Origin of the sequence: Curtobacterium sp. 9128 (assembly GCF_900086645.1) — a bacterium.
GTDB lineage: Bacteria > Actinomycetota > Actinomycetes > Actinomycetales > Microbacteriaceae > Curtobacterium.
This window is the reverse complement of record NZ_LT576451.1, coordinates 3,003,031-3,019,134: the sequence shown is the minus strand read 5'-3', so window position 1 is coordinate 3,019,134 and position 16,104 is coordinate 3,003,031. Positions and strand designations below refer to the sequence as shown.

15 protein-coding genes are annotated in these 16,104 nt (G+C 72.8%); 8 read left to right on the top strand and 7 right to left on the bottom strand.

Annotation, left to right across the window (positions count from 1 at the left end; translation table 11 throughout):
• Positions 1-14 precede the first annotated feature (14 nt).
• The gene (locus tag QK288_RS14410) at positions 15-455 is read right to left on the bottom strand and encodes a metallopeptidase family protein (protein ID WP_281264969.1); all 441 of its coding nucleotides are present in this window, start codon (positions 453-455) and stop codon (positions 15-17) included.
• 57 nt (positions 456-512) lie between these two features.
• Here QK288_RS14410 and QK288_RS14405 point away from each other — a divergent pair, with 57 nt between their 5' ends.
• Both QK288_RS14405 and ahcY read left to right on the top strand, forming a co-directional pair.
• A complete protein-coding gene (locus QK288_RS14405) occupies positions 513-734 on the top strand; it encodes a DUF3499 family protein (protein ID WP_281264968.1) in 222 nt (73 codons plus the stop codon).
• 193 nt (positions 735-927) lie between these two features.
• Positions 928-2,406 carry an adenosylhomocysteinase gene (gene ahcY, locus QK288_RS14400; protein WP_281264967.1) on the top strand — a complete coding sequence of 493 codons (1,479 nt, stop codon included), beginning with the start codon at positions 928-930 and terminating at the stop codon, positions 2,404-2,406.
• 153 nt (positions 2,407-2,559) lie between these two features.
• Here the strand turns inward: ahcY and QK288_RS14395 are convergent, their stop codons facing one another.
• Positions 2,560-3,429, bottom strand: coding sequence for an RDD family protein (locus QK288_RS14395; protein WP_281264966.1), 870 nt, complete (start codon positions 3,427-3,429; stop codon positions 2,560-2,562).
• A gap of 48 nt (positions 3,430-3,477) precedes the next feature.
• Here QK288_RS14395 and QK288_RS14390 point away from each other — a divergent pair, with 48 nt between their 5' ends.
• Complete coding sequence (locus QK288_RS14390) at positions 3,478-4,473, top strand: stage II sporulation protein M (protein ID WP_281264965.1); 996 nt, start codon at positions 3,478-3,480, stop codon at positions 4,471-4,473.
• A 194-nt stretch (positions 4,474-4,667) separates the two neighbouring features.
• Here QK288_RS14390 and QK288_RS14385 read toward each other — a convergent pair whose 3' ends face one another.
• Genes QK288_RS14385 through QK288_RS14365 form a run of 5 tightly spaced genes read right to left on the bottom strand, consistent with a single transcriptional unit; the run spans position 4,668 to position 10,057 of the window.
• On the bottom strand, positions 4,668-5,999 hold the full coding sequence (locus QK288_RS14385) for a DUF58 domain-containing protein (protein ID WP_281264964.1): 1,332 nt from the start codon (positions 5,997-5,999) through the stop codon (positions 4,668-4,670).
• On the bottom strand, positions 5,999-6,955 hold the full coding sequence (locus QK288_RS14380; RefSeq protein WP_281267602.1) for a MoxR family ATPase: 957 nt from the start codon (positions 6,953-6,955) through the stop codon (positions 5,999-6,001). Before QK288_RS14380 ends, QK288_RS14385 begins: the two co-directional genes overlap by 1 nt.
• A 35-nt stretch (positions 6,956-6,990) precedes the next feature.
• Entirely contained in the window at positions 6,991-8,277 is a 1,287-nt protein-coding gene (locus tag QK288_RS14375; protein ID WP_281264963.1) for a DUF4350 domain-containing protein, read from the bottom strand.
• Positions 8,274-8,915: a DUF4129 domain-containing protein gene (locus QK288_RS14370; RefSeq protein WP_281264962.1), complete on the bottom strand. Its 642-nt coding sequence runs from the start codon at positions 8,913-8,915 to the stop codon at positions 8,274-8,276. Before QK288_RS14370 ends, QK288_RS14375 begins: the two co-directional genes overlap by 4 nt.
• Positions 8,915-10,057, bottom strand: a complete 1,143-nt coding sequence (locus tag QK288_RS14365) for a glycerophosphoryl diester phosphodiesterase membrane domain-containing protein (RefSeq protein ID WP_281264961.1) — start codon at positions 10,055-10,057, stop codon at positions 8,915-8,917. Before QK288_RS14365 ends, QK288_RS14370 begins: the two co-directional genes overlap by 1 nt.
• Before the next feature lie 280 nt (positions 10,058-10,337).
• Here QK288_RS14365 and mtrA point away from each other — a divergent pair, with 280 nt between their 5' ends.
• From mtrA to raiA, 5 genes are all read left to right on the top strand, one after another.
• The gene (mtrA, locus tag QK288_RS14360) at positions 10,338-11,012 is read left to right on the top strand and encodes an MtrAB system response regulator MtrA (protein ID WP_281264960.1); all 675 of its coding nucleotides are present in this window, start codon (positions 10,338-10,340) and stop codon (positions 11,010-11,012) included.
• Positions 11,013-11,017: 5 nt separating this feature from the next.
• Complete coding sequence (mtrB, locus tag QK288_RS14355; protein WP_281264959.1) at positions 11,018-12,682, top strand: MtrAB system histidine kinase MtrB; 1,665 nt, start codon at positions 11,018-11,020, stop codon at positions 12,680-12,682.
• Complete coding sequence (locus tag QK288_RS14350) at positions 12,682-14,424, top strand: GerMN domain-containing protein (RefSeq protein ID WP_281264958.1); 1,743 nt, start codon at positions 12,682-12,684, stop codon at positions 14,422-14,424. Before mtrB ends, QK288_RS14350 begins: the two co-directional genes overlap by 1 nt.
• Positions 14,425-14,516: 92 nt before the next feature.
• Positions 14,517-15,167, top strand: a complete 651-nt coding sequence (locus QK288_RS14345; RefSeq protein WP_281264957.1) for a phosphoribosyltransferase family protein — start codon at positions 14,517-14,519, stop codon at positions 15,165-15,167.
• A 211-nt stretch (positions 15,168-15,378) separates the two neighbouring features.
• On the top strand, positions 15,379-16,074 hold the full coding sequence (gene raiA, locus QK288_RS14340) for a ribosome-associated translation inhibitor RaiA (protein ID WP_281264956.1): 696 nt from the start codon (positions 15,379-15,381) through the stop codon (positions 16,072-16,074).
• Positions 16,075-16,104 lie beyond the last annotated feature (30 nt).

The following is a 16,104-nucleotide window of genomic DNA, read 5'->3' as shown; positions in this document are numbered from 1 at the left end:
GCGCGCCCAGGGCCTCACCAGTGGCGGTAGCGGTCGGGAGCCAGGTCCCACGGGTCCTTGTCGATGAGTTCGGCGACGGCACGGAAGACCGCGGTCTCCACGATGATCCGTCGGTCGACGTCGTCCTTCTCGGGGGAGCGGGTCACCCGTTCGACGGGGATCCGGAAGACGGTCACCCGGCGCTCGGCGTGGTCCACCCGCCACCGCGGCATGCTGTCGGGGAGCGTCGGGTCGGTCGGCATGTCCGCCACCTGGAAGACGACGCCGTGCAGCTCGTCCGGCCACAGCCCGAGCAGGTAGTGCGCGGTGTCGCCGACGATGCGGTCGAACGCCTCCGCCCGCGTGATGATCGGAGCGAGGTCAGGACCGGTGACGCTCGACCGGTACCCCCGACCGTGGCGTGAGCGCCCTCGGCCACGGTCGACCGGGGTGACGAGACGGGGCTTGCGGCGCATCCCCACATCGTACGCGGCGGGCCGTCCACCGCCTGGTTCGGTAGGGTCGTCGACGGTATGGACGTACGGATCTGCAGCAAGGTCGCCTGTGGCGCGAGCGCATCGTCGACCCTGACGTACGACTACGGCGACTCGATGGTCGTCGTCGGCCCGCTGTCCACCCGCGTCGAGCCGCACGGCTACGACCTCTGCGCGCGGCACGCCGCGCGCCTGCGGGTGCCGCAGGGCTGGCACGTCATCCGGCGCGAGCCGCTCCGCGAGGAGCGCGCCGCGGACTGACCGGCACCCCGAGGCGACCACGCACCGGACCGGCCCCCACCTGCTCGAAGCGCCCCGCTCGGCACGAGGCGCCGCCGGATCCTGCGGTGTCTCGAGCGCGGAGCGGCGCCTCAGCGAATCGCGCCGGCCCCGGACGGGAGGCCGTGTCCGCGCCCGTGACGCCGCTCACGATCACCGTGGGAGACTGGACCACATGCCCACCGAAACCCAGGCCGCAGCTCCGTTCCGCGTCGCCGACCTCGGCCTCGCCGAGGCCGGTCGTCACCAGATCCGCCTCGCCGAGAACGAGATGCCGGGGCTCATGGCGCTCCGCGAGGAGTTCGGCGCATCGCAGCCGCTCGCCGGCGCGCGTATCGCCGGGTCGCTGCACATGACCGTGCAGACCGCCGTGCTCATCGAGACCCTGACCGCGCTCGGCGCCCAGGTCCGGTGGGCGAGCTGCAACATCTTCTCCACCCAGGACGAAGCCGCCGCCGCGATCGCCGTCGGCCCGACCGGCACACCGGACGCACCAGCCGGCGTCCCGGTGTTCGCGTGGAAGGGCGAGACACTCGAGGAGTACTGGTGGTGCACCAACCGGATCTTCGACTGGAGCGCCGAGGCCGCTGCCGCCGGAGCCGACTGGGCTGGCCCGAACCTGATCCTCGACGACGGTGGTGACGCGACGATGCTCGTGCACACCGGTGCCGACGCCGAGGCCGCCGGTGCCGTACCCGCAGCGGGCGACGACGCCAGCGCCGAGTACCGCATCGTGCTCGACACGGTCGCCGCCTCGCTCGCCGAGTCCTCGGACCGCTGGACCCGCATCGCCGCGGACATCCAGGGCGTGACCGAGGAGACCACCACCGGCGTCCACCGGCTGTACGAGCTGGCACGCACCGGTGAGCTGAAGTTCCCGGCGATCAACGTCAACGACTCGGTCACCAAGTCGAAGTTCGACAACAAGTACGGCATCCGGCACTCGCTGCCCGACGGTCTGAACCGCGCGACCGACGTGCTGATCGGCGGCAAGGTCGTGTTCGTCGTGGGCTACGGCGACGTCGGCAAGGGGGCGGCGGAAGCGCTCCGCGGCCAGGGCGCGCGCGTCATCGTGTCGGAGGTCGACCCGATCTGTGCGCTGCAGGCATCGATGGACGGCTACCAGGTCGCTCGCCTGTCGGACGTCATCGACCAGGTGGACATCGTCGTGACGTGCACGGGCAACCTCGGCGTCGTGGGCGTCGACGACATGCTCGGCCTCAAGCACCTGGCGATCGTCGCGAACGTCGGACACTTCGACAACGAGATCGACATGGCCGGCCTCGAGGCACTGCCCGGCGCCGAGAAGATCGAGATCAAGCCGCAGGTGCACGAGTGGCGGCTGCCGACCGGACGCTCGATCCTGGTGCTCAGCGAGGGCCGTCTGATGAACCTCGGCAACGCCACCGGGCATCCGTCGTTCGTGATGAGCAACTCGTTCACGAACCAGGTCCTCGCACAGATCGAGCTCCACACCCGGCGCTCGGAGTACCCGACCGGCGTGTACGTCCTGCCGAAGCACCTCGACGAGAAGGTCGCGCGCCTGCACCTCGAAGCGCTCGGCGTGCAGCTGACGACGCTCCGCCCGGAGCAGGCGTCGTACATCGGCGTCCCGGTCGAGGGCCCCTACAAGCCGGACCACTACCGCTACTGACGCGGTCGGCGTCGGCCGGCGTGGCCGCTCGCCCGATCGCGCCCCGTCACGAACGTCGCGCCCCGTCACAGCGGGGCGCGATGTTCATGCGGGGGCGCGATCGCGCCGCGCCGGCCCCGCGCCGCGCCGGCCCCGCGCCGGCCCCGCGCCGCGTCAGCGCGGGAAACCCGGCGGGCGCGCACCAGCGGTCGCGGCTGCCGCGTCGAGCGTCGCCGCGCGGGACCCGAACGCCCGCCGGTCCCGCGCACGACGGAGCGCGACGACCCCGGCGAGGAACTCCTCCGCCGGCACGGGCGGCACGGGGTGCGCGTACTCGGCGACCTCGGCCGCCAACGCCGTCGCCGTCGCGAGCCGCAGGGAGGGCTGCACCGAGGCCGCGCCCCGGAAGAACGCGCCGAGCCGGTTCTCGAGCCGCTGGGGGAGCGCCCGGACGTCGGCGACCGCGGCCCATGCCTGCAGCGACGGGGGCAGCAGCACGACCGGGTCGGTGGACCGCGCGAGGCGCTCGTGCTGCACGACCGTGCCGGCGAGCAGGTCACCGAGACGCCGGGGCCGCGAGCCGAAGAGCGCGACGAGCAGCGCCAGGGACCCGAGCGTCGACCAGAGTTCGAGCAGCCCGACGAGCGCCCTGGCGAACGCGTGCCGGAACGTCACGGCGCCGCCGTCGAGCCGCACCACGCGGGTTCCGAGGGCGTAGCGGCCGACGCTCTTCCCCCGCGTGACCGTCTCGATCGCGGCGGGCACGAGCACGAGCACGACGACCAGGACGGCGATCTGCGCGGCGGCCAGCCATGCCTCGTCGACACCCGACGGCCACACCCTGGCGATCCCGATCAGCAGCATCACGTACAGCGCGACGAGGCAGAGCCCGTCGAGGAGCGCTGCCGCGAGCCGCGCGATGATGCCGGCCGGCACGACGTCGAGCGCGACGGCCTCGCCCACGACCAGTTCGTCGGTGGTCTCGTCGAGCGTCCGCACGAAGCGGCGGTCGGCGAGGTCCCTGGGCGTGGCGCGCGTCGGCATGGGAACATTCTGTCGGACACACCGCAAGCGGCACGAGGGGGACACCGCATGGACCTGGACGCGTACGCCGACGTCCACCGCCAGCAGTGGCAGGAGCTCGACCGGCTGGCGCGCCGTCGGCCGTCGAGCGGCGAGGACGTCGACCGCCTGGTGACCGGCTACCAGTCCGCTGCGACCGACCTCGCCCGGATCCGTGGTGTCGCTCCGCGCTCCGCCACCGGCGACCGGCTCTCCCTGACGCTCTTCCGCGCACGGCTCCGCTTCACCGGCGCGCCGACCGACCCGCTGACGATGCTCACCTCGTTCTTCGTCCTGCAGCTCCCGGCGGCGCTGTACCGGATCCGCTGGGTGACGATCTGGGTGGCCGTCGCGACGGCGGTGATCGCGCTCGTCTCCGGCGTGTGGATCACGACGACGCCCGGCGCGGTCGCCACGTTCGGGACCCAGGAGTCCCTGCGGCAGTACGCCACGCAGGACTTCGTGGACTACTACTCCGACCACGGCCTCGGTGCGTTCACGGCGCAGGTGTGGACGAACAACGCGTACATCGCCGCGAGCATGGTGGCGTTCGGCATCACCGGGCTCTTCGTGCCGTACTCGATCGGCCAGAACGCGTTGAACCTCGGTGTCTCGGGCGCGATCATGCACTCGCAGGGGCGTCTCGGCGACTTCTTCCTCTACATCGCCCCGCACGGGCAGCTCGAGCTCTACTCGATCTTCCTGGCGGGCGGCGCCGGCCTGATGATCTTCTGGTCATGGGTCGCACCGGGACAGCGCACCCGTGCGCAGGCCCTGGCCGAGGACGGACGCGCCCTCATCGCCGTCGCGATCGGACTCGTGCTGACCCTGCTGCTGTCCGGGATCGTCGAGGGGACGGTGACGCGCCAGGACTGGCCGTGGCCCGTGAAGATCGGGATCGGGACCGTGGCGCTGGCGGTCGTCCTGTCCTACCAGTGGGTGATCGGTCGTCGCGCGGCTCTGGCGGGGGAGCGGGGCGACGTCGAGGAGTTCGACCGAGGCGCCTCCGCCATCGTCGCCGGCTGACCGCTCCGTACCGGATCGCCCCCCCGCAGGCATCGAGTGCGCAGACGTGGTGACCGAGCGGCCCCACTGGTCACCACGTCCGCGCACTCGATGCCCTCGGGTGACCCGGACCCGCCCCGGAGACCGATCCGCACCGACACCCGGCCACGACCCGGACCAGCCGCCCCTGGCCGGGACCCGGACGGCGGAGGCGCTCAGAGCCTCCCGGCCGCCTTGGCACGCAGGTAGGCGTCCGCGACCAGCGGCGGCACCTGTTCCGGCGTGCCACGGACGACCTCGACGCCCGCCCGGCGCGCGACCTCCGCCACGCCGTCGGCATCGAGCAGCGAGCGTTCCGCCGCAGCGCGGCGGTAGACGTCCCGACCGGCGGACGGGAGGCCCGGTGCACGTCCGTCCCGCTCGTCGCCCCCTGGACCGCGAGCCATCAGGGCCACCGCCGGGTCGTCGACGGCCGTCACGACCACCGCGTGCCGCCGCGCCAGCGCCGGCAGCACCGTGAGCAGGTCCCCTGATGCGCCGACGGAGTCGAGGCTGGTCGCGAGGACCACCAGCGACCGCTGCGTCGTGACGGAGGCCACCAGCGCCGGCACCGCTGCCCAGTCGGTCGCGGCGAGGCCCGGCTCCGCGAGCGCGAGCGTCTCCCCGAACCGCTGCACCACGTCGGCTCGCGTCGCGCCGTGCACGCGCCCGCGGACACCGTCGTCGACCACGGCGAGGTCCACCCGGTCGCCGGCCGCAGCAGCGAGGGCGCCGACGAGGAGCGCGGCCTCGATGAAGGTGTCCAGACGCGGTTCGTCGCCGACCCGACCAGCCCCTGCCCGACCGGCGTCGACGACGACGATCACCCGCCGGTCCCGCTCGGGGCGCCAGGTCCGCACGACGAGGTCCTGCCGCCTGGCCGTCGCCCGCCAGTCGATCGATCGGACGTCGTCGCCGCGGACGTAGTCACGGAGCGAGTCGAACTCGGTGCCGTGCCCGCGGAGCTGCAGGGTGGTCTCGCCGTCGAGCTCCCGGAGCCGGGCGAGGCGCGACGGCAGGTGTCGGCGGGAGCGGAACGGCGGCGTGACGACGAGCTCGGCCGGTGCCGCGAGGACACGCTGCCGGGCGGCGAGCCCGAGGGGTCCGAACGCCCGCACCGCCACGCCGGAACTCCTCCGACGGCCACGACGGAACGGCGCGAAGCGCATCCGCGCGGTCCGACGCTCACCACCGGGCACGGTCATGGTGATGCGCCGGGGTGCCTGCCCGGCAGACGGCTCCCACATGTCGCGCACGAGTGCTCGGAGCGTCCTCGTCCCGTCGTTCGTGAGCACGAGGGTGCCGTCCGCGGTGGTGTCCCGTCTGGCGAGCCGCGGCATCCGCCGATCGACGCGCACGGTGCGCAAGTCGGCGGCGAGCAGCAGGTCGAGCGCGGCCGCGAGCACGACGACGAGCACCCACGCCAGACCGCCCCATCCGCTGCCGAGCAGCACGGTGGGGACGATCGCGACGGCGAGGAGCGCGACGAACCGGCCGGAGATCGCCACTAGATCGGCACCCGCACCTGTTCGAGCACCTGCTGCAGGACCCCGTCGGCGCCCACGCCCTCGAGCTCGGCGTCGGCGGCCACCCGGAGCCGGTGCCGCCACACCGGCAGCAGCATCGCCTGCACGTGGTCGGGGGTGATCGCGTCGTAGCCGGTGATCCATGCCCAGGCCTTCGCGGCGGCGAGCAGTGCCGTGGCTCCACGTGGGCTCACGCCGACCCGGACGGACGGCGCCTGCCGGGTCGCACGGGCGAGGTCGACGATGTACGCCAGGACGTCGTCCCGAGCGCCGACGCCGCGGACGGCACGCTGTGCGGCGGTGACCTCGGCAGCGCCCACCACGGGGACGATGCCGGCGGACCGGACGTCGCGTGGCACGAACCCGTCGGCGTGCCGGCGGAGCACCTGCCACTCGACGTCACGGGGCGGCACGTCGAGCGTGAGCTTCATCAGGAAGCGGTCGAGCTGCGCCTCCGGCAGCGTGTAGGTGCCCTCGAACTCGATCGGGTTCATCGTCGCGGCGACGAAGAACGGGTCGGGGAGGGGCTTCGCCGTGCCGTCGACGCTCACCTGGCGTTCCTCCATGGCCTCGAGGAGCGCCGACTGCGTCTTCGGCGGGGTGCGGTTGACCTCGTCGGCGAGCAGCACGTTCGTGAACACCGGACCCTCGCGGAACGGGAAGGTCCTCGTCGAGGCGTCGTAGACGAGCGAGCCGGTGACGTCACCGGGCATCAGGTCCGGGGTGAACTGGATCCGCTTCGTGTCGAGCGACATCGCCGCGGCGAGGCTCCGCACGAGCAGGGTCTTCGCGACGCCGGGGACGCCCTCGAGCAGGACGTGCCCCTGGGCGAGCAGGCCGACGATCATGCCGGAGACCGCGCCCTCCTGTCCGACGACGGCCTTGCCGACCTCGGCGCGGACCCGGCCGAAGGCGTCGCGGAGCGGGTCCGCCGTCACGGTGGGTGCGCCGGGTGCGCTGGTGGGGTGGTCGGTCACGGTCGTCCTCCTGGTCGGGGATCGGTGGCAGGTGCGGTTGCTGACGGGGCCGGGGCAGCCGGACGGGAGGCCCGTGGTGCGTCCCCGGAGACGGCTCGGCTCACGGCGCGCTCGAGCTGGTCGAGCGCATCGGCTCCATCGACCAGCGCGCGGTCGTCGGTCGTCGGTCCACCGACGAGCACCGCGCCGACGTGCCGCGCGGGCAGGCCCGTCGCGGTCGCCGCGCGGTGGACGACGTCGTCGACGTGCGCCGATCGGGGGAACCCGAGCGTCCGGCCGATGCGGCGGATCGCGGCGAGCCGGAGCGTGTCCAGGGTGTGCGTGCGGTCGCGGGTCCTGGCGTACAGGCGTGCGCGGCCCTCGGTGGTCTCGGAGGCGCGGACGACGACGGGGAGCTGCTCCACGACGAGCGGGCCGAGCCGGCGACCCCGCCAGACACTGGCCGCCACCGCGACGAGCGCCAGGATCGCGATCGCACTCGGCACCCACGGCGGCGCGAGTTCGCCGAGGGTCGGTGCTGCGTCGGTGGTCCCGGCGGTCGGCACGTACCAGGCGAGGTGGTCGTCGCCGCCGAGCAGCCCGAGCGCGAGCGCCGCGTTGCCGGCCGTGGTGATCGTGTCGTTCCGGAACGCGGCGGTCGTGCCGACGAGGGTGACGCTCCCGGCGGCGGTCCGGGATTCGACGAGGCCCCACGTGCGGTCGGCTCCCGTCCCGGTCGGCGCGCAGCGGACCCCGGCCGACGCGGGCACCGTGTAGCCGGTCCCCGTCGTGGTCACCCGGCCGGCGGAGCGGGCGGCGGCGATGTCGCACGACGTGGTCGACACCGTGTCGGTCGTGTCGATCGACGCGGCGGGTTCGGCGTCGACCCCGAAGGCCTCGAGCACGGCCGGGTCGCTCGTCACGAGGACCACGTCGGGAACGGTGCGGGCGATGCGCCGAGCGACCGCAGGGGCGAGGACCCCGGCGGAGTCGTCGACGAACACCGTGCCCCCGACCGACGCCGTGCCGCTGCCGAGCCGGTCGGCGTCGTGCACCACGTCCACGTCCGTGCCCTGCTGCTCGAGCACCCGCACGAGCGCCTTCGAGCCGCTCGCGGTCGCCGAGGACAGGTCGAGCGGGGCGTTCGACGGGCCGTTGCCGGTGCCGATCATCGCGGTCAGTGCCGCGAGCAGCACCCCGACGAGCACGACCACGATCCAGAACACGAACCGTGGACCGCGGCGATCAGGGGTGGCTGCTGCGGGCGCCCTGTCGACCGGGGGCGCGTTCGTCGTCGCGCTCACGCGGGCACCGCCGGTGTCGTCGTGCGTGCCGGTCGGGCGCCCCTGATGGCGCTCTCCGTCTCGACGACCTGCCGGGCGACGCGTTCGTCGGCCTCGGCCCCGAGGTACCGGACGGCGTCGAAGGTGCTCGCGGCGTCGTGCAGGGCGGCTTCGGACGCGGGGAACACGACCGCGGCCCGCACCGCGATCGCCCGAGCGGTCGCACCGGGGACGTCTGGGACGAGGTCGCGCTCGCCGAGTCCGCGGGCCAGGGCACGGTAGCCCTCGAGGACCGCGGTCGACCAGTCACCCGACCGCAGTGCGGCGCGAGCGGCTTCGGCGATCGTGGCCGCCGAGCGCAGGTCGTCGTCGTCGAGCACCCCACCGAGGCGCTCGGCGCGCAGACGGGCCCGTCGCCGGGGGAGGCCGCGGGCGACGACCACGAGGACGACCACCGCGACGATGACCACGATCGCGATGACGAGCAGGGTCCGGCCGAACGCGGGCGAGCCGATGCCGTCGGGACGGAGTGAGCCGAGCCACTCGAAGAACCCCCGCGAGAACCGGTCCCACCACGTGACGTGCGCGCCGTCGTACTCGGCACGACCGAGTTCGCGTTCGAGGAGTCGACGGGCCTCGTCGGGGTCGACCGCCGCCATCACTGCCCGCCGGGTCGTGGCGGACCCCACTGCTGCGGCGCCTGCGGCCAGCCGTACTGCTGCGGCTGCCGCGGGTCCTGCTGCCCTGGCCAGCCCTGCTGCCACGGGCCGGCCCCTGGCCACGGCGGCCGGGACACGGGCGGTGCCGGAGCGAACGGGTCGACGGGCTGCCCGGTCTCCAGGTGCGACGCGATCCGCTGGTCGAGCGCCTCGGTCCGGATCCGTCGGTCGATCGCCAGGAACGTCGTGACCGATGCGCTCAGCACGTCGGTGATGCACTGCACGGCGATCACCAGGAGGCTGCCGACCACGAGCGCGACGACGGCACCCGCCGAGACGCCGGAGCCCGTGCCGGTCTGCCCGAGCGGGTCGAACACGCCCGAGAACAGCGCGGCCCCGATCGTCAGCGGCGTGCTCGCGATCCCGGCCGCGAACGAGAACACCACCGTCACGAGCAGCCGGATCCCGCACGTGCGCCAGAACGCCCCGCGGGTGAGCCGCCACGACTGCGCCGCCGCGGCGAACACCCCGCGGCCCTCCAGCGCGATCGTCGCGACGGTGAACGCGAACCGTGTGTCGAGGAACGTGACGAGCACGATGAAGCCGAGGACCATCCCGATGATCCCGAGCACGAAGCCGCCGACGCCGCTGTTGCTCGCGGTCAGGGCACCGACGAACCCGACGACCACCACGCCGAAGAGCACCCCGACGACGAGCCCGGCGGCGAGCTGCAGGAGCATCCACCAGACGACCGAGAGTCGACGCCCGGCGAGCAGCGACCAGAGCCCGCGGAAGGTGCCTCGCCGTCCGAGCACGCGCTGCCCGGTGTCGACGGCGACCGGTGCGACGAGGAACCCGCGGGCGAGCCACGCGAGGAAGGGCACCGCGACGGAGAGCACGAGGTACAGCAGCACGGACCCGGCGAAGATCGTGTCGGCGTCACCGGATCCGGAGCCGTCCACCGCGGAGAACATCCTGGACTGCAACGACTGTCGGCCGAGCGTCGACACGAGCGTGGACACCAGCCCGAGCACGCCGGAGAGCAGCAGGCTCCAGAGCAGGAGCACGCGGGCGTTCCGCCGGAACACCGTGAACGCACCGGCCAGGACGTCGCCGAGGCCGAGCGGCCGCAGCGGGATCACCGGACGCGACGCGGCCGGACGTGGCGGTGGGGGCAGTGGAGCGGACCCACCCGGGAACGGGGGTGGCGTCGGGACCGGACCGGGGCCTCCCGGCTGTGCACCCGTCCCCGGAACGCGCCATTCGTCGCCGGCCATCGAACCGCCCCCTCACGTCGGCCGCGCGAGGCAACACGCGGTCCCTCCCATCCTGTCGGAAAACGCAGCCTGATGGGGGCTCGGCTATCGTGAACGGGAGGTGCCTGCCCGGGCACCCCCGCACCGCACCCGGAGTCCACATCACATGACACCGCGCATCCTCGTCGTCGACGACGACCAGGCCCTCGCCGAGATGATCGGCATCGTCCTCCGCTCGGAGGGCTACGAGCCCGAGTTCAGCGCTGACGGCAACGACGCCGTCGACGCCTTCCACTCGACGAAGCCCGACCTGGTCCTCCTCGACGTCATGCTCCCCGGTATCGACGGCATCGAGGTCTGCCGTCGCATCCGCGCCGAGAGCGGCACGCCGATCATCATGCTCACCGCGAAGGGCGACACCTCCGACGTCGTCGCCGGGCTCGAGAACGGTGCGGACGACTACGTCGTGAAGCCGTTCAACCCGAAGGAACTCGTCGCCCGCATCCGCACCCGTCTGCGCCCGACGGCGTCCGATGCCGCCGTGCTGCACGTGGGGGACCTCACCGTCGACGTCCCGGGGCACGAGGTCCGTCGCGGCGACGCCGTCATCGCGCTCACGCCGCTCGAGTTCGACCTGCTCCGCGCGCTCGCCGAGAAGCCCAACCAGGTCTTCACCCGCGAGATGCTGCTCGAGCAGGTCTGGGGCTACCACTACAAGGCGGACACCCGCCTGGTGAACGTGCACGTCCAGCGCCTCCGCGCGAAGATCGAGCACGACCCGGACAACCCGCGCATCGTGTCCACCGTCCGTGGCGTCGGCTACCGCGCCGGGGGAGCCTGACCACCGTGCCGCCGTCCTCGGCCGGCCTGACGTCCCTCGGGCGCGCGCGCCGACGGATGCGGTCGTGGGCGAGGCGACTCTGGCGCGGCGTCGCGTTCCTGTGGCGCCGCTCCCTGATGGTCCGGTCCGTCGCGATCACGGTGGCCACCACGGGTCTCGCGGTCGCGATCATCGGCACCGCCGTGATGGTGAGCATCTCGACGAACGTCTACTCGCAGCGCCGGGACCAGATCGAGGCGGAGTCGGCCCGTGCGACGAACGTCGCGCAGGGCATCTTCGACGCGGCCACCGCGGCCGAGGACAACAACCAGTCCGAGCTGGAGACCCTGCAGAACGAGGCGCAACAGGCGATCCTGTCGAACACGACGAGCCCAGGCGGCACCAGGATCGCGATCGAGCGCTCGCCGAAGCAGTCCACGTCGCAGACGCTGCAGAACCTCGCCAGCCCCGACTTCCCGGACGCCGTCATCACCGACGCCCTGCGGAAGGAAGTGGGGAAGAACACCGGCAACCTCAGCCTGCAGCCGGTCCGGCTCGACGACGCCGGCCGGAGCGAACCCGGGCTCGCGGTCGGGTCGACGCTGCAGATCCCGAGCGCCGGGCAGTACGAGCTCTACCTGGTCTACGACCTCTCCGACGCACAGCAGACCCTCGACTTCGTGTCGCAGACACTGTCCATCGGCGGTGTCGCGCTCATCGTGCTCATCGCCCTGGTGACGTCGCTCGTCGTCCGGCTCGTCGTCGTGCCGATCCGGGGTGCGGCCGAGACCAGTCGGAAGATCGCCGCCGGCCGCCTCGACGAACGCATCCCGGTGAAGGGCGAGGACGACGTCGCGGTCCTGGCGCGGAGCTTCAACGGCATGGCCGATGCCGTGAGCCGCCAGATCACCCAGCTGGCGGAACTCTCCCGCGTGCAGCAGCGCTTCGTGTCCGACGTCTCACACGAGCTCCGCACCCCGCTCACCACGATCCGGCTCGCCGGCGACGTGCTCTACGACGCCCGGCACGCGTTCGAACCGGCGGTCGGACGGTCGGCCGAGCTCCTCCACGACCAGATCGAGCGGTTCGAGCTCCTGCTCGCCGACCTGCTCGAGATCTCCCGGTACGACGCGCAGGCCGTCGAGCTCGAGACGGAGCCCGTCGTGCCGGCATCGCTCACGACCGACATCGTCGACGAGTTCCGTCCGCTCGCCGAGCGCGTCGGCGTGGACCTCCGGCTCGCGACCCCGGGCGGGCACACCACGATGCAGCTCGACGCCCGGCGCATCCGGCGCATCCTCCGCAACCTCGTCGGCAACGCCATCGAGCACGGGGACGGCAAACCGGTGCACGTGGTCGTCGACAGCGACGCGAAGACCGTCGCGATCGCCGTCCGCGACCACGGGGTCGGCATGCCAGCAGAGGACACCGCTCGCGTGTTCGACCGCTTCTGGCGAGCGGACCCGAGCCGCAAGCGCACCATCGGCGGGACCGGGCTCGGCCTCGCGATCAGCCTCGGCGACGCGAACCTGCACGGTGGCCGCATCGACGTGTGGAGCCGGCCGGGCGAGGGGTCCGCGTTCGTGCTCACGGTCCCGCGCAAGGGGCAGGAGGTCACGGCGACGTCGGCGATCCCGCTGCCGGAGCTCGACGAGTCCTACGACGGTCCCCGAGAAGGAGGCTCCAGATGATGCCGCGCCGCACCATCACCGGCACGGGTGCCGGCACGGGCGCGCGCACGCGTGTCCGCCGCACCGTCGGCGTCGCGCTCGCCGCGGTCGCGCTCGCCGCGGTCGCGCTCGTCGCGCTCACCGCGTGCGCGGCGATCCCCACCGGTGGCCCGGTCCGCGACGGCCAGAGCCTCAAGGGCGACTCCGTCTCCGGGGTGGACTTCCGGCCGAGCGGTCCGCAGGACGGGCAGGACCAGGACACCGTCCTCGAGAAGTTCATCGACGCCGCGACCGGCGCCCAGGACAACTACGCGATCGCCAGGGAGTTCCTCAGCGACTCGTTCTCGCAGAAGTGGAACCCGCGGCAGAGCGTCACGGTCCGGCAGGGCGACGGCGACGTCGAACGGGTCGGCACCCGCGAGCTCACCTACACGCTCACCGCCAGCGCGACCGTCGACGGCGACGGCGAGTACACCCCGGCGGTCCGCCCCACCTCGTCGACGCTCACCTTCCAGTTCGTGAAGGAAGGGGGCGAGTGGCGGATCAGCTACGCGCCCGACGGCATCATCCTGTCGCCGGTGAGCTTCGAGCAGGTGTTCCAGGCGCACGCGCTGTACTTCTACGACCCGACGTACCGGTACCTGATCCCCGACGAGCGCTGGTTCCTCGCCCGGTCGTCGACGAGCACCCGGATCGTGAGCGCGCTGCTCGCCGGTCCGGCCGGGTGGATGAAGGGCGCCGTCGTGACGTCGTTCCCCGAGGGCACGCAGCTCTCGCTGAACGCGGTCACCGTCGACAGCGGCAACGCCCAGGTCGACCTGTCACGCGACGCCCTGCGGGCGACGACGGTGGACAAGGTCCGCATGCGCGAGCAGCTCGCTCGGTCGCTGTCGTCCGTGGCGACCATCTCGTCCGTCGACCTGACGGCCGAGGGAGCGAGCTTCTCGGTCCCGGACTCCAGCGGCACCTCGGCGGTGCTGAACCCCGACGTCGACCCCCGACCGCTCGTCGACGACGGCGACACGGTCGGGTACGCGGCGCCGGGCACCGGGGACGTCACGGCGCTCGGGGGCGGCATGGGGAGCACGATCGCGAAGCTCCGGCCGACCTCCATCTCGCTCAGCGCCGCCGGTTCGGAAGCTGCCGTGGGCAACGCCGACGGGATCTTCGTGGTGCGCAGCGGGAAGCCGGAGCTCCGGATCGACACCAGGAGCTCCACGATCGCGCCGTCCATCGACGACGCCGGGTTCGTCTGGGTCGGTGAACGGTCCGACACCAGGAGCATCACCGCGTACGGTCTCGGCGGCGACCCGCACCAGGTGTCGTCGACGCTGCCGGACGGGAAGCTGGTGTCGTTCCAGGTGTCCCGTGACTCGGCCAGGGCCCTCGCGCTCATCGACACCGACGACGGGCCGGGACTGTACGTGATGGCGATCATCCGCGACTCGGACCGGACGCCGACGGCGCTCGGTGCACCGGTGCGGCTGCAGGCGGCGTCGGGGACCGCGATCGGTGCCACGTGGGTCAGCGACCTGGACGTCGCGTCGCTCGGGCAGACCTCGACCGGGCAGACCGTGGTCCGCTCGACGATCGGCGGGCAGTCCACGACGCTCCAGCGTCCGGACGGCACGGCCACCGCGATCACCGGGGGCAGCGGGGGATCGCTGCTGCTGCGGACGATGGACGGGCAGGTGCTGCAGTCCACTGGTGGCGGCTGGGATCGCATCGGGGTCACCGCGGACGTGCTGGGGACGCAGCGCTAGCCCGCCTCCTCCACAGTGCACCGGACTGGAGGCTCGTCCACCGTCCGGCGGTCCACTTCCCGCCCGGCGCCGGGTGCGGTGAGGATCGTGGCATGCCCTCCACAACTGGTCCCGCCCCCTGGCGCGATGCGGTCCTCGCCGTCGTCGGGCTGTTCCTGCCCGTGTCGTGCCTGGGGTGCGGCGCCCGGGATCGTGCCGTGTGTCCGGCCTGTCGAGCCGACCTCGCACGTCGGCCCCGGCGGGTCCGGCTGGTCGCAGGCGTCCGTCTCGACGCCGCGTTCGAGTACGAGGGACTCGTCCGCACGCTCCTCCTCGAACTGAAGCTGCGCGGCCGGGTCGACGTCGCAGCCCTGCTCGGACGTCCGACCGCTGAACTCGTCCGGCGGGCACTGGCCGCGTCGCCGCCGGGGACCGTCGTGGTCCGGGTCCCGCCGTCCCCACGGGGCAGACGTCGGCGCGGGTTCGACACCGTCGTGCTCCTGCTCGCGCGCGGTGGTGTCCGCGGGACACGGCCGCTCCGACGTGGGCGTGGCGACGCGGACGGGCAGAAGGAACGCACCGCGGTCGAACGCGTCGCCGCCACCGTCGGCACCCTGTCCGCGTCGCGGTTCGCCGGACGCGACGTCGTGGTGGTCGATGACGTCGTGACCACCGGCGTCACCATGGCCGAGGCCATCCGCGCCGTCCGGGCTGCCGGCGGACGGGTCACGCGATGCGTCGCGACCGCGAGCGTGGACAGCTGATGCGCGACGGCGGGATCGGTGAACACCCGGTATCCACCGAAAATCCGGTTGGAGTCTGGGCATCCGGTCGGTGTCTGGGCATCCGGTGGGTGTCCGGCACGACTCGCCAGCAACGGGTGACGCGGGGGTCCCGGCGGGTCTAGCCTCCGGGACAAGGCGTTCGGGTTCGCCGGATGGAGGCGACGCGCCGAAGTACGGATGGGAGCCGCGCATGGACGTGACGATCACGGGCCGGAACGTCGGGATCACCGACCGATTCCGCACCTACGTCGAACAGAAGTCCGACAAGATCGACGTGCTCGCCGACCGCGCCCTCGCTTTCGAGGTGCGCATCAGTCGCCACCACGAGAAGAGCGGTGGCAGCCAGGGCGAGGACCGTGTCGAGCTGACGTTGATCGGCCCCGGTCCGCTCGTCCGGGCGGAGTCGGCGGCATCGGACAAGTACGCGGCGTTCGATCTGGCATTCGCGCGGATCATGGAGCGGTTGCGCCGAGCGCGTGACCGCAGGAAGGTGCACCGTGGGCGTCACCGCCCGACATCCGTCGCCGAGGCCTCCGGGACGGCCTTCGACGGGATGGGCGTCACGCCGGCGGACGGCAAGCTGATCGACGACGTCGCGACCGGAGCGATCACGGTGGTCGACGAGGACCACCACGAGGAAGAAGACGACGTCTACTGCCCCGTGGTCATCCGCGAGAAGGTCTTCCAGGCCGCGCCGATGAGCGTCGACGACGCGCTCTACTACATGGAGCTCGTCGGGCACGACTTCTACCTCTTCGTGGACGCGGAGAGCGGCCGCCCGAGCGTGGTCTACCGCCGCAAGGGATGGGACTACGGCGTGATCGGCATCGACGGCGACGGCGCAAATGCCCCCGCCGAACGGACGCCGGCAGCGGCGATCGCCTGATCCCCACCGCCAGGTCGACGTGTGCGCGGT